The sequence below is a fragment of the Rathayibacter sp. VKM Ac-2857 genome (genome assembly GCF_013205025.1).
Lineage (GTDB): Bacteria > Actinomycetota > Actinomycetes > Actinomycetales > Microbacteriaceae > Rathayibacter.
On sequence record NZ_JABMLE010000002.1, the window covers coordinates 669,656 to 682,271 of the forward strand.

Here is a 12,616-nt window from a genome sequence, read left to right on the forward strand (position 1 = left end):
CAGCGACGGCTGTGCTCCCGAGTGCTCGTCGCGCAGCGACGGCCCTGCCGCGAAGGCTCGTCGCGCAGCGACGGCTGTGCTCATCAGGCTCGTCGCGCAGCGACGGCCCCCTCCCCCGTCAGTACCGATCTGCGGGTGCTGGTGGGTGTGATCGCAAGGCGGAGGAGGGGTGCGTAGCGGGAGCTACGGACCCCGACGACAACGCCGCGAGCGCGCCCGCCAGCGCCCGCAGATCACATGCCGGTGTCGAGGCCGGAGTAGGCGTGGAGCCCCTTGAAGAAGACGTTGACGACGCCGAAGTTGAACATGACGGCGGAGAAGCCGATGATCGCGAGCCAGGCGGAGGGCGTGCCGCGCCAACCGCGGGTGGCGCGGGCGTGGATGTAGCCGGCGTAGATGGTCCAGATGATGAAGGTCCAGACCTCCTTGGTGTCCCAGCCCCAGTAGCGGCCCCACGCCTTCTCGGCCCAGACGGCGCCGGCGATGAGGGTGAAGGTCCAGAGGATGAAGCCGATGATCGTCACGCGGTAGGCGAGGTTCTCGAGCGTCAGCGAGCTGGGCAGGGTGCGCAGGAAGCGGAGGACCGAGGGGGCGCTCTCGCCGCTGGTCTCCCTCCGCGACTGGAGCAGCTGGGTGACGGAGAGGGCGAAGCCGAGGGCGAAGAAGGCGGTGCCGAGGATCGCGACGAGCACGTGGATGACGAGCCAGTAGGACTGGAGGGCCGGCGGCAGCGGGACGACGGCCACGTAGTAGTTGACGGTGGCGACGCCGAGCAGCACCAGGACGAGGCCGGTGATGAACGCGCCGAGGAAGCGGAGGTCCCAGCGCAGCTGCACGGCGAGGAAGACGCCGATGATGAGGACGGTCCCGGTGATCGAGAACTCGTACATGTTCGCCCACGGCACGCGGCCGGCCGCGATGCCGCGGAGCACGGTGGCGCCGAGGTGCAGGACGAAGGCGAGGAGCGTGAGCGAGAAGCCGATCCGCATCGCCTTCGAGCGCGACGGCGCGTTGTAGACCTCGTCCTCGACGCGGCTGCCGAGGCGGGAGAGCGTCGCGGTGCGGCCGTTGCCCCCGGCCGAGGCGGAGGCGACGGTGGCCCGTCCGCTCGCCGCGCGGTCGGCGGCGGCACTGGAGGCGACCCGCTCGGCCTCGCGGACGACCTCGATCGATTCGCCGTCGGCGACCGACGAGCGCCGGGCCAGGTCGATGGCGAAGAAGATGAAGGCCAGGGCGTAGATGCCCATGGCGGAGTAGAGGCACAGCACGGAGTACTGCGAGAGGGTCTCGATCACCCCTCCAGGGTAAGCGACGGCGCCGCGAGGCGCCCCTGCACACATGCACAGGTTGGATCACTTGACCGCGGCCGCCGCGGAGTCCGGTGCCGGCCGGTGTCAGGACCGGCCGGCGGCAGGACCGGCCGGCGTCAGGGCTGGTCGAGCGGGGCGTGCCGATCGGCGATCGTCCGGACCGCGCGCGTCAGCTGCGGGTCCTCGCCGCGGGCGAGCCCGGCGTACTCGAGCGTCAGCCCGCCGTCCGCCCCGCTCGTCGCCTTCACCCACACCCGGCGCCGCGGCACGAACAGCGAGGTGAGCAGCCCCGCGAGCACGAGGATCGCGAAGAGCAGCACCCAGCCCTGGGTCGCGTCGTGGTGGATGTCGAACGAGGCGAAGCGCTTGACGCTGTCGGTGCCGACGACGGAGGTGTCCGCTCCGACGTTCTCGAAGGTCACCGTGCCGAGGCCGTTCGGCAGGTCGGCGGAGTCGCCCGGCTTGAGCGTGATCGACGCCACCCCGGTCGTGCCGCCGGTGAGCCGGGTCAGCGTGTCGGTGTTCAGCACGTAGACGGAGGTCGGCACGCCGCCGTCGAGGCCGAGGTCGCCCTCGAACACGTTGAGCGAGAGCACCGGGTACTGCAGGTCCGGGAAGATCGATGTCGATGCTCCGGAGGGCAGCTCGTCCTGCGTCGGGTAGAAGAAGCCGGTGAGGCCCACCTGCTCCGCGAGGCCGTCGGTCACCTTGACGACGCCGACCGAGGTGAGGTTCGCGTCCTGCGGGAGGAACGGCACGGAGTCGGTGAAGATCGCCTTCCCCGAGGGGTCGCGCACCGTGATCGTCGGCGCGTAGCCGTTGCCGAGCAGGTAGACGTTGGTGCCGCCGACCGCGAGCGGGTCGTTGACCTTGATCGTCTCGTCGGAGGAGTCGCCGTCGCGCTGGGTGGTCGTCACGTGCGCCGTGAAGTCGACCGGCTGGCCGAGTGCCTGCTGGTTCCGCTCCTCGTACTCCACGTCGAGCGAGTCGAGGGTCAGCTGGTACGGGTCGAGCTGGCTGCTGTCGAAGAACCGGCCCGGGTTGAACGAGTCGTAGCCGGCCAGGTTGTTCGCGAAGCCCTGCGAGCCCTCGACCAGCACGCGCTGGCCGCTGTAGCCGAAGCCACCGCCGATGCCCACGGCGACGAGGATGCCGACCAGGGCGGAGTGGAAGACGAGGTTGCCGGTCTCGCGGAGGTAGCCGCGCTCGGCCGAGACGCTCGACCAGCGGCCGCGCGGGTCGTCGTGGCGCTCGGTGCGGTAGCCCGCCCGGCGCAGGACGGCCTGCGCGGAGGCGATCGCCTCCTCCTCGCTCGCACCGCCGACCTCGCGGACGGTGTAGCCGGCCAGGCGCTGGAGGCGGGCGGGAGTGCGCGGCGGGCGCGAGCGCATCGCCTCGAAGTGGTGCTTCGTCCGCGGGATGATGCAGCCGATCAGCGAGACGAACAGCAGCAGGTAGATGCTCGAGAACCAGGCCGAGGTGTAGGTGTCGAAGGCCTGCACCTTGTCGAGCAGCGGCGCGAGGTCCGGGTTGTCGACGAAGTACTGGGTGACGCCGTTGGGGTCGGAGGAGCGCTGCGGCACGAGCGAGCCCGGCACCGCCGCGATCGCGAGCAGCAGCAGCAGGAACAGCGCGGTGCGCATGCTGGTGAGCTGGCGCCACATCCAGCGGACCCAGCCGGTGAAGCCGAGGGTCGGCTGCGTGATCGAGCCGTCGGAGTCGAAGTGGTCGGCCGGGCGGAAGGACGCGTCCGCCTTCTGCTGGGTCGCGTCGGCGCCGGCCGAGGCGTCGGCGCTCGAGCCGGACTCGGTGCTCGAGCCGGGCTCAGAGCGCGGGCTGGAAGCCATTGATCACCTCGAAGAGGGCGCCGTACACGAGGGTGTTCCACAGGCCCGTGACCATCAGGACTCCGATCAGGACGAGGGCGACGCCGCCGGCGATGTTGATCGCGCGGATGTGGCGCTTCACGAACGCGAGGGTGGTGGTGACCCAGCTGAAGCCGAACGCCACCAGGAGGAAGGGGATGCCGAGGCCGAGGCAGTAGACGACCGTCAGCAGCGCGCCGCGCCAGGGCGAGCCGGCACCGTAGCTCAGGGCGAGGATCGAGGTCAGCGTCGGGCCGAGGCAGGGGGTCCAGCCGACGCCGAAGACGATGCCGAGCAGCGGTGCGCCGATCAGCCCGGTCGCCGGGCGGAACCCGGGCCGGACCGTGCGCTGCAGGAAGGAGAGCTGGCCGATGAAGACGAGCCCCATCGCGATGACGAAGACGCCGAGCACGCGGGTGATGACGTCGGCATAGGCACGCAGCCAGAAGCCGATCGAGCCCGCGGCGACTCCGAAGAGCACGAAGACCAGCGAGAAGCCGAGCACGAACAGCAGCACGCCCAGCACGACCCGGCGGCGGCCCCGGGCGGCGCGCTCGCCGGCGTCGGTGAAACCGCCGACGTAGGCGAGGTACCCCGGGACGAGCGGGAGCACGCAGGGCGACGCGAACGAGACCAGCCCGGCCAGCAGCGCGATCGGCACCGCGAGGAGGAGCTGGCCGCTGATGACGACCTCGCTCACCGCGCTACTCCGACTCCGCGAGCGTGTCGCCCACGAGCGTCGAGAGGATCGACGCCTCCTGCAGCTGGCCGAGGATGCGCGAGGCGACCCGGCCCTCCTTGTCGAGGACGATCGTGGTGGGCACCGCGTTCGGCGGCACCTCGCCGGTGAAGGCGAGCTGCACCGAGGAGTCGGTGTCGACGATCGAGGGGTAGGTGAGTCCGTAGTTGGCGGAGAAGGCGGCGGCCGTCGGCGCCTGGTCGCGCACGTTCACGCCGACGAACGAGACGTCCTGGTCGGCGAACTCGGTGTTGACCGTCTCGAGATCGGCCGCCTCGGCACGGCAGGGAGCGCAGCTGGCGTACCAGAAGTTGACCACCACGACGCGGCCGGCGAGGTCGGCGGAGTCGATGGTCGCGCCGTCCTCGTCGGTTCCGGTAAACTCGATCGCCTCGCCCCGCTGGTCGACGGGGACCTCCTTGATCGTGCCGTCGCCGGAGATGAAGCCGTTGTTCGTGCCCTGGCGGTAGTCCTCGGCGAGCTTGTCGCGGGTGCAGCCGCTCAGCGCGAGGGCGCCGACGAGCACGAGCACGCCGAGCGCGCGGGTGCGGCGCATCAGACGGCTCCGACGTCGGTCGCGAGGCCCTGGAGGCCGGCCGCCGGGTCGGAGTAGCCGACCTCGACGAAGCGGTCGCCCCGGCGCTCGAAGGTGGTGATGCTCGAGAGCGCGCAGCGGCGCTTGCGCGGATCGTGGAAGAGCTTCTCCCCCGCGATCGCGCGGTGGGTGGTCCAGATCGGCAGCTGGTGGCTGACGAGCGCGGCGTCGCCGGAGGCGGTGCCCTGCCAGGCGGACTCGAGCGCCGCGTACATCCGCGCCGAGATGGAGAGGTAGGGCTCGCCCCAGCTGGGCTCGAACGGGTTGCGGAGCAGCGGCCAGCTCCGCGGATCCTTCAGCGCCGAGTCGCGGGAGCCGACGCGCTTGCCCTCGAAGCGGTTGGTCGGCTCGATCAGGCGCTCGTCGATCGCGATCTCGAGCTCGAACGCCTGCGAGATCGGCTGGGCCGACTCCTGGGTGCGCTGCAGCGGCGAGGCGAAGAGCGCGGTGACGGGGCGGCGGCGCTCGAGCAGGTCGTCGGCGGCGGCGCGCGCCATCCGGTGCCCGAGGTCCGAGAGCCGGAAGTGCGGGAGTCGCCCGTAGAGGACCCGGTCGGGGTTGAACACCTCGCCGTGCCGCACGAGATGGATCTGATCGGCAACCACGAGCGTCAAGTGTACGGAACGCCGCGTGGAGGAACGCCGGGAAAGGGACGACCGGTCCGCACCTGTGCCGATGCTCACCCGGCGGTCAGCGCCGTGCGGTCAGCGCCGTGCGGTCAGCGCCGTGCGGTCAGCGCCGTGCGGTCAGCGCCGCGCGCTCACCGCCGCGGAGAGCCGCCGCACGAGGGAGCCGGGCAGGTGGCGCACCACCGAGATCGGCACGCCGAACCGCCAGGACGGGATCGAGACGACCGAGCCGCGCGCGACGTCGCGCAGGAACTCCTCGACTACCGCGTCCGCGTCGAGCCAGAGGAAGGAGGGGATCGAGGCGGTGTCCATCGCCGCGCGCTCGTGGAACTCGGTGCGCACCCAGCCCGGGCAGAGCGCCGCGACCCGCACGCCGGTGCCGCGCAGCTCCACCGCCAGCGACTGGGTGAAGGCCGTCGCCCAGGCCTTGATCGCCGAGTACGGCCCGAGGTGCACGAAGCCGGCGACGCTCGACACGGTGAGGATCGCCCCGCGCCCCCGGCCGACCATTGCCTGCGCGGCGGCGCCGGACAGCACGGACACGGAGCGGACCATCACCTCGAACGCCTCGTCCTGCGCCGCGACGTCGGGCTCGGCGAAGCTGCCGTCGATCCCGAAGCCGGCGTTGTTGACCAGCACCCGGACGGGCCGCTCGGGGTCGACGAGCCGGACGCGCACCCGCTCGACGTCCTCGCGGTCGGAGAGGTCGGCGGGCAGCACCTCGACGTGCGGGGCGCCGAGCGCGCGGAAGGCGGCGGCCGCCTGCTCGAGCCGGCCCCGGTCGCGGGCGACGAGGACGAGGTCGAAGCCCCGGCGGGCGAACGCGCGCGCGAAGGCGGCGCCGATGCCGGTGGAGGCTCCGGTGATCAGTGCGGTGCTCATGCGGGCGACGCTACCGCGCCGCGGACCGCCGACCGGCCGGCACGTCCGCGCTCGGCTCGCCGGTCGACAGCCGGCCGTCCCGCATCGTCGCGACGCGGTCCAGCCGTGGGAGGTGCGCCTCCTCGTGGGTCACCAGGAGCGTGGCCGTGCCGCGCTCGCGGGTCAGGCGGACGATCAGATCGATGATCGCCGCGCCGCGCTCGGTGTCCAGGGCGCTCGTCGGCTCGTCGACCAGCAGCACCGACGGCGCGTTCATCAGCGCGCGGGCGATGTTCACCCGCTGCCGCTGGCCGCCCGAGAGCTGCGCCGGGCGGGCGTGGGCGCGGTCGGCCAGACCGACCTCCGCGAGCAGCTCGTCCGCCCGCGCCGACGCCGAGCTCCGCCGACGGTCGCCGAGCCGGTCCATCACGAGCAGCTGCTCGCGAGCGGTCAGCGCCGGCAGCAGATTGGCCTGCTGGAAGACGATGCCGATCCGCGAGCGGCGCAGCCGGGCCGCCCCCGACCGGGACAGGCGCGACACGTCGTCGCCGTCGATCAGCACCCGGCCGGAGTCCGGGCGGATCAGCGTCGCCGCCAGGGCGAGCAGGCTGGACTTGCCGGAGCCGCTCGGCCCCGTCAGCCCGGTCACGGTGCCCGGCCGGCAGTCGAGGTCGGCCCGGTCGACCGCGGTGAGCCGCGAGCCGCCGTCGTCGAAGGTGAGGGTGGCGTCCTGCAGTTCGATCATCGTGCACTCCCGAGGGCGGTGAGGGGGTCGGTGGAGACGACGGCGCGCAGGGCCGCGGCGGCGCCGAGCAGTCCCAGCGCGATCATCAGGGCGGCCGGCGCCAGCGTGGTGACGGGGCTGAGCAGGAACGGGAGGGCGGAGCCGGCGAGGCTCCCGAGCCCGACCACGGCGAGCAGCCCCGCTCCCGTCCCGGCGATCAGGACGACGAGGGCCTGGCCGAGGGAGTCGCGGAGCAGCGAGCGGGTCGACGCGCCGAGGGCCTTCAGCACCGCGATGTCGCCGGAGCGCTGCATCGTCCAGACCGTGAAGAACGCTCCGACGACGAGCGCGGCGATCCCGAAGAGCATCGCGACCATCAGCAGCAGCGAGCCGATCTCGGACCGGAACGAGCCGATCGCGGTGAGCGCGGCGAGCGGGGCGCGGGAGATCGTGCCGGTCGCCGCCTCCCCCGCCGCCCAGTCCGGCGAGCCGCGCACTGCGAGGACGGTCGCGTCGGCGGGCGTGCCGAGCGAGGCCGCGAGCGCCTGCCAGGCGGCGAGCGGGAGGCGGACGACGGGCGTGTGGCTGTACCAGTCGTCGCCGCCGATCGAGGAGACGACGGCGGAGGTCCCGGCGATGCGCACGGTGTCCCCGACTCCGACGCCGAGCGCTCTCGCCGCCGGGGCCGAGAGCGCGATGCCGCCCGGATCGGCGGGAGCCCCGAGCGCCGCGTCGACGCCGAGGACGGCGACCGCGACCCGCGCCCCGCCCGCCTCCGCCCGCGCCTGCAGCACGCCGAGCGGCTCGACGGACGCGATGCCCGGCAGCGCCGCCCACTCCGCCTCCTGCTGCGCGGTGACCGAGGAGTCGGCGAACGAGGGCGCGTCGTCGCCGGCCGAGAAGACCAGGCGGTCGGCGGGGACGCCGAGCACCGCCGAGACGTTCTGCAGGGCCAGCCCGCCGGTCAGGCCGGAGAGGAACCCCACCAGGAGGGTGAGCAGCGCGACCACCGCCCCGATGAGCAGGAATCGGCCGCGTGCGGAACGCAGCTCGCGCCAGGCGACGAACACGGGGACCTCCAGGGAGTCGATGCCGCGGGATCGGCGGCCCCTCCAGCCTGGAAGCGCGACGGATCCGGCGCATCGTGCGGCCGATCGGGGCCGCCGCCCGTTCTTCGAGGGACGACCGCCTCCTCCTTTCGCACGATGACAGGCAGCCCCGCGGTGCGTAGCGTTCCCCCGTGCCGCACACCCCGCTCGCCCCCGTCCTGGCGGGACTGCGCGCGGGACTGCACCTCCTGGTCGGCGGCCTGCTCGCCCTGGTCGCCGTGCGCACGCTCGTCGAGCCCGGCCCGCGCACCCCCGCGGTGCTCCTGCTCTGCCTCGTGCTGCTCGCCGCGTACCTCGCCGGGCCGCGCTGGACCGCCCGCTCGCCACGCCGCGGAAGGCTGTGGCTCGCGGGCGTGACGGTCGCCTGGGCCGCGCTCGTCCTGCTCGAGTCCGACGCCGCCTACCTCGCGTTCCCGCTGTTCTTCCTGGCGATGCACGTGCTCCCGCCGCGGACGTCGGTCGCGGCGGTGCTCGGCCTCACCGGCATCGCCGTCGCCGCCCTCGGCTGGAGCGACCGCTGGAGCATCGGCGGAGTCGTCGGCCCGGTGATCGCCGCCGGCATCGCGATCCTGATCGGCCTCGCCGCGCGCGCCCTCGCCCGGGAGGCGCGCGAGCGGGAGGAGCTGCTCGCCGAGCTCCTCGCCACCCGCGACCGGCTCGGTGCGAGCGAGCGCGCGGCCGCCGTCGCCGAGGAGCGCTCGCGGCTGGCCCGCGAGATCCACGACACCGTCGCGCAGGGCCTCTCCAGCATCCAGATGCTGCTGCACGCGGCCGAGCGCGCGGACCCCGGACGGCCGGGCATCGAGCACGTCCGGCTCGCCCGGGAGACGGCCGCCGCCGATCTGGACGAGACCCGGCGCTTCATCCGCGAGCTCGCCCCGCCCGCGCTCGACGACGAGAGCATCGACGGAGCGCTGCGGCGACTGGCCGCGACGCACTGGGAGCGCTCGGGGGTCGCGGTGACGGTCGACGCCGAGGACGGTCGCGCCCTGTCGATGCAGACGCAGACGGCGCTGCTCCGGCTCGCCCAGGGCGCGGTCGCGAACGCGCTGCAGCACGCGGGGGCGAGCACGGTCGCGCTGACGCTGCGCAGCGACGGGCACACCGCCCGCCTCGAGATCGCGGACGACGGGACCGGCTTCGATCCCGAGGCGGCCGCCCCCTCGGCCCGGCCGGACTCCTTCGGCCTGCGGGCGATGCGCGAGCGCGCCGAGCAGCTCGGCGGGCGGCTGGACGTCGACTCCTCGCCGGCCGGGACGACGGTCCGCGCCGAGCTCCCCGCGGGAGGCGCCCCGTGATCCGCGTGCTGCTCGTCGACGACCACCCCATCGTCCGCGCCGGGCTGCGCGCGCTGATCGGCGCGGAGGACGGGCTGACCGTGGTCGGCGAGGCCGGCTCCCCCGCGGAGGCGATCGACGCCGCCGCCCGCCTGCACCCGGACGTGGTGCTGATGGATCTGCGCTTCGGCGCCGACCGCGAGACCGGCGTCGACGCGACGCGGGCGCTGCGGTCCTCCGCCGAGCCGCCCTCCGTCCTCGTCCTGACGACCTACGACACCGACGCGGACATCCTGGGCGCGGTGGAGGCCGGCGCGAGCGGCTACCTGCTCAAGGACGCGCCGCCGGAGGAGCTGCTCGCCGCGATCCGGGCGGCCGCCGCCGGCGAGAGCGCGCTCGCCCCCGCCGTCGCCGCGCGATTGTTCGAGCGCCTCCGCTCCCCGGTCGCACGGCTCAGCGCCCGCGAGACCGAGGTGCTCGCCCTCGTCGCGCAGGGCTTCAGCAACACCGAGGTCGCCGCCCGGCTGTTCGTGACCGAGACCACCGTCAAATCGCACCTCGCGCACGTGTTCGCGAAGCTCGGCGTCGCCTCCCGCACCGCGGCGGTCTCGGCCGCGCGCCGCTCGGGCGTGCTGCGCTGACCCCCCGGCGGACCCCGCGGGTAGACTCCCCTACCGTGACCGACGAGACCCGCCTCCCCCGAACCACCGTCAGCAAGCTCGCCGCCCTCGAGGACGGCCCGGTGCGCGTCGCCGGCTGGGTCGAGACCGTGCGCGATCAGAAGAAGGTGCAGTTCGTCGTCCTCCGCGACGAGTCCGGTGCCGTGCAGCTGGTGAACCCGGCCGTCCGCGAGGCGGTCGAGGGCGACGACGCCTCCGCCGCGAAGCTCGCGATCACCGAGGCGATCTCCGGACTCGCGCAGGGCTCGTTCGTGAGCGTGACCGGTCAGCTCAAGCACGACGAGCGCGTCAAGCTCGGCGGGCTCGAGGTCAAGCTCGAGACGCTCGAGATCGTCAGCGCGTCGATCCCCGAGGCGCCGATCGCGCCCGACTCCGGCATCGACAAGCGGATGGACTGGCGCTTCCTCGACCTGCGCCGCCCCGAGCAGAACCTCATCGCCCGGGTGCAGACCACGTTCGAGCACGCGCTGCGCACGTACTGGATCGAGCACGACTTCATCGAGATCCACACGCCGAAGCTGATGGCGAGCGCCTCCGAGTCGCGCGCCGAGCTCTTCGAGGTCGAGTACTTCGAGACCAAGGCGTACCTCGCGCAGAGCCCGCAGTTCTTCAAGCAGATGGCGCAGCCGGCCGGCTTCGGCAAGGTCTTCGAGGTCGGGCCCGCGTTCCGCGCCGACCCGAGCTTCACCTCGCGGCACGCGACCGAGTTCACCAGCGTCGACGCCGAGGTCTCCTGGATCGACTCGCACGAGGACGTGATGGAGCTGCACGAGCAGCTGCTCGTCGCCGGCCTCACCGCGGTCGTCGAGAAGCACGGCGAGGCGATCAAGGCCCTCTTCGACATCGACCTGCGCGTGCCCACCACGCCGTTCCCGCGCATCCCGCTCGCCGAGGCCAAGCGGATCGTCGCCGAGCGCGGCTACGAGGTTCCCCGCGCGGACGACGACATGGACCCCGAGGGCGAGCGCCGCATCGCGGCCTACGTGCAGGAGGAGTTCGGCCACGACTTCGTCTTCCTGACCGACTACGCCTCGAGCATCCGGCCGTTCTACCACATGCGCCGCGAGGGCGACGGGACGATCACCAACAGCTACGACCTCATCTACAACGGCGTCGAGATCTCCACCGGAGCGCAGCGCGAGCACCGCGTCGACGTCCTCGTCGAGCAGGCGCGCGAGAAGGGCCTGGAGCCGGAGGAGCTCGAGTTCTACCTCGACTTCTTCCGCTACGGCGTCCCCCCGCACGGCGGCTTCGGCATGGGCCTCTCCCGCGTGATCATGCTGATGCTCGGCCAGGCCAACCTCCGCGAGGTCACCTACCTCTTCCGCGGCCCGACCCGCCTGCTGCCGTAATCCCTGGCGGAGCGGGGTCTCGATACGCCGCTGCGCGGCTACTCGACCAGCAAGAAGGAGCGCGTGCGCCCGCTTCATTTTGTGCGGGAGCGCCCGCTCCATAGTGCGCGCGGGCGTCCGCTCCACAGTGCGCGCGAGCGCCCGCCCTCACTGCGCGGGCGTCCGCGCCATGCCGCACGCGGGCGTCCCTTTCATGCTGATCGAGTAGCCCTCGCAGAGGGCGTATCGAGATCCACCACCGTCAGGACGCTGAGTCTGCAGACCCGTCCTGCTGGTGACGGCGGGTCTCGATACGCCCCTGCGAGGCTACTCGACCAGCATGACGCGGCGCAGCCGCGTCCTTTCCCTGACCACCGAACGACGGTGGGTCTCGCTACGCCGCTGCGCGGCTACTCGGCCAGCATGCGGACGCGCGTCAGCGGGGCAGGCGCTCGTACGGGACCCGGCGGCTGAGCCAGGCGAGCAGGCCGGCGACGAGCGCCGCGACCGCCGCCGGCACGAGCAGCAGCCAGAGCGCCGAGGTCACGACGACGAGCGCGAGCGCGACAGCGGCGACTCCCGCGCCGATCGCGAAGTTCCAGCGCACGTCGGTCACCACCCCGCCTTGCGGTCGCGCCCACAGCACGACGAGAGCCGTCGCGATCGGCCCGAGCAGCAGTCCGAGCACGAACCAGCGCCAGCGCGAGCGGCCCTTCTGCTCGGCGAGACCGGCCGTGACGATCGCGAGTCCGAACCAGAGCCAGCCGGAGTCCTGGGTGAGAGTCATGCCTGGAGCCTAGGGCGCGGGCAGGATCACCAGGTCGAGGTAGTCGGTCAGGCACGCGACCATGTCGACCGCGTCGTTGTCCAGCAGCCACTGCAGCTGGATGCCGTCCCAGAGCGCGATGATCGACGCGGCGACCCGGTCCGGATCCGCGCCCTCGCGCAGCCGCCCCTCGGCGCGCAACTCGCGGAGCTGCCCGGCGTAGTCCGCGCGCAGCCGCTGGAAGCGCGAGGCGAAGAAGTCGCGCCCCGGGTGCTCGTCCGTCGTCGATTCCCCGCAGAGCACCGCGTAGAGCTCGATCACCCCGGGCGCCGTCTCGTTGTAGCGGGTCTGGCGCACGATCCCCTCGACGAGCCCCTCCTCGGGATCGGCGGGCGTCGATCCGTCGCCCGTGATCAGGTCGCGGTGCTGCAGCACGGCCAGGAGCAGGTCCGTCTTGGACGGGAAGTAGTGCAGCAGGCTCGTCTGGCTGAGCCCGACCCGGTCGGCGACGTCCTGCAGCGAGCCCCGGGCGTAGCCGCGGGCCGCGAAGACCGCGTGCGCCGCCTCGATGATTGCGCGCCGGCGCTCGGCCGACTTCGCGTAGGGGCCTCGGCGCGCACTCCGGGTCGGGATCGCCTCCGTCATCCGCCGCTCCTCGCCCTCGAAGTGCCGGCTGCGCAGCCGGTCGATCGCTCAGCGTAGCGCGCGCTCGGGGCGGCCGAGCGGCCCC

The 12,616-nt window shown here is 73.1% G+C and carries 13 protein-coding genes; 3 read left to right on the plus strand and 10 right to left on the minus strand.

The annotated features are described in order from the left end of the window. Positions 1-233: 233 nt before the first annotated feature. The 8 genes from ccsB to HQQ86_RS10480 form a co-directional block, all read right to left on the minus strand. The gene (gene ccsB, locus HQQ86_RS10445) at positions 234-1,247 is read right to left on the minus strand and encodes a c-type cytochrome biogenesis protein CcsB (protein ID WP_173288766.1); all 1,014 of its coding nucleotides are present in this window, start codon (positions 1,245-1,247) and stop codon (positions 234-236) included. Between the two features lie 179 nt (positions 1,248-1,426). After that, positions 1,427-3,157, minus strand: coding sequence for a cytochrome c biogenesis protein ResB (locus tag HQQ86_RS10450; protein ID WP_173288024.1), 1,731 nt, complete (start codon positions 3,155-3,157; stop codon positions 1,427-1,429). Further along, positions 3,135-3,875: a cytochrome c biogenesis protein CcdA gene (locus HQQ86_RS10455; protein ID WP_173288025.1), complete on the minus strand. Its 741-nt coding sequence runs from the start codon at positions 3,873-3,875 to the stop codon at positions 3,135-3,137. The genes HQQ86_RS10450 and HQQ86_RS10455 overlap by 23 nt, the downstream gene beginning before the upstream one ends. A gap of 4 nt (positions 3,876-3,879) precedes the next feature. After that, positions 3,880-4,470, minus strand: coding sequence for a TlpA family protein disulfide reductase (locus HQQ86_RS10460; RefSeq protein WP_123736780.1), 591 nt, complete (start codon positions 4,468-4,470; stop codon positions 3,880-3,882). Further along, on the minus strand, positions 4,470-5,114 hold the full coding sequence (locus HQQ86_RS10465) for a histidine phosphatase family protein (RefSeq protein WP_173288026.1): 645 nt from the start codon (positions 5,112-5,114) through the stop codon (positions 4,470-4,472). Before HQQ86_RS10465 ends, HQQ86_RS10460 begins: the two co-directional genes overlap by 1 nt. A gap of 141 nt (positions 5,115-5,255) precedes the next feature. Beyond that, the gene (locus HQQ86_RS10470) at positions 5,256-6,020 is read right to left on the minus strand and encodes an SDR family oxidoreductase (protein WP_173288027.1); all 765 of its coding nucleotides are present in this window, start codon (positions 6,018-6,020) and stop codon (positions 5,256-5,258) included. A gap of 10 nt (positions 6,021-6,030) precedes the next feature. Continuing rightward, a complete protein-coding gene (locus HQQ86_RS10475; RefSeq protein ID WP_173288028.1) occupies positions 6,031-6,744 on the minus strand; it encodes an ABC transporter ATP-binding protein in 714 nt (237 codons plus the stop codon). Next, on the minus strand, positions 6,741-7,793 hold the full coding sequence (locus HQQ86_RS10480; RefSeq protein ID WP_173288029.1) for an ABC transporter permease: 1,053 nt from the start codon (positions 7,791-7,793) through the stop codon (positions 6,741-6,743). The genes HQQ86_RS10475 and HQQ86_RS10480 overlap by 4 nt, the downstream gene beginning before the upstream one ends. A 170-nt stretch (positions 7,794-7,963) precedes the next feature. Between HQQ86_RS10480 and HQQ86_RS10485 the strand changes: the two genes are divergently transcribed. The 3 genes from HQQ86_RS10485 to aspS are packed head-to-tail and all read left to right on the plus strand — an operon-like array spanning position 7,964 to position 11,141. After that, positions 7,964-9,130 carry a sensor histidine kinase gene (locus tag HQQ86_RS10485; RefSeq protein ID WP_173288030.1) on the plus strand — a complete coding sequence of 389 codons (1,167 nt, stop codon included), beginning with the start codon at positions 7,964-7,966 and terminating at the stop codon, positions 9,128-9,130. After that, positions 9,127-9,750, plus strand: a complete 624-nt coding sequence (locus HQQ86_RS10490) for a response regulator transcription factor (protein WP_173288031.1) — start codon at positions 9,127-9,129, stop codon at positions 9,748-9,750. The genes HQQ86_RS10485 and HQQ86_RS10490 overlap by 4 nt, the downstream gene beginning before the upstream one ends. A 35-nt stretch (positions 9,751-9,785) precedes the next feature. Next, entirely contained in the window at positions 9,786-11,141 is a 1,356-nt protein-coding gene (gene aspS, locus HQQ86_RS10495; protein WP_367948616.1) for an aspartate--tRNA(Asn) ligase, read from the plus strand. Positions 11,142-11,556: 415 nt separating this feature from the next. On the opposite strand, the gene HQQ86_RS10500 is transcribed toward aspS, so the two are convergent. Together HQQ86_RS10500 and HQQ86_RS10505 are read right to left on the minus strand one after the other, a co-directional pair. Continuing rightward, a complete protein-coding gene (locus HQQ86_RS10500; protein ID WP_173288032.1) occupies positions 11,557-11,907 on the minus strand; it encodes a hypothetical protein in 351 nt (116 codons plus the stop codon). 9 nt (positions 11,908-11,916) lie between these two features. Further along, positions 11,917-12,531: a TetR/AcrR family transcriptional regulator gene (locus tag HQQ86_RS10505; RefSeq protein ID WP_173288033.1), complete on the minus strand. Its 615-nt coding sequence runs from the start codon at positions 12,529-12,531 to the stop codon at positions 11,917-11,919. Positions 12,532-12,616 lie beyond the last annotated feature (85 nt).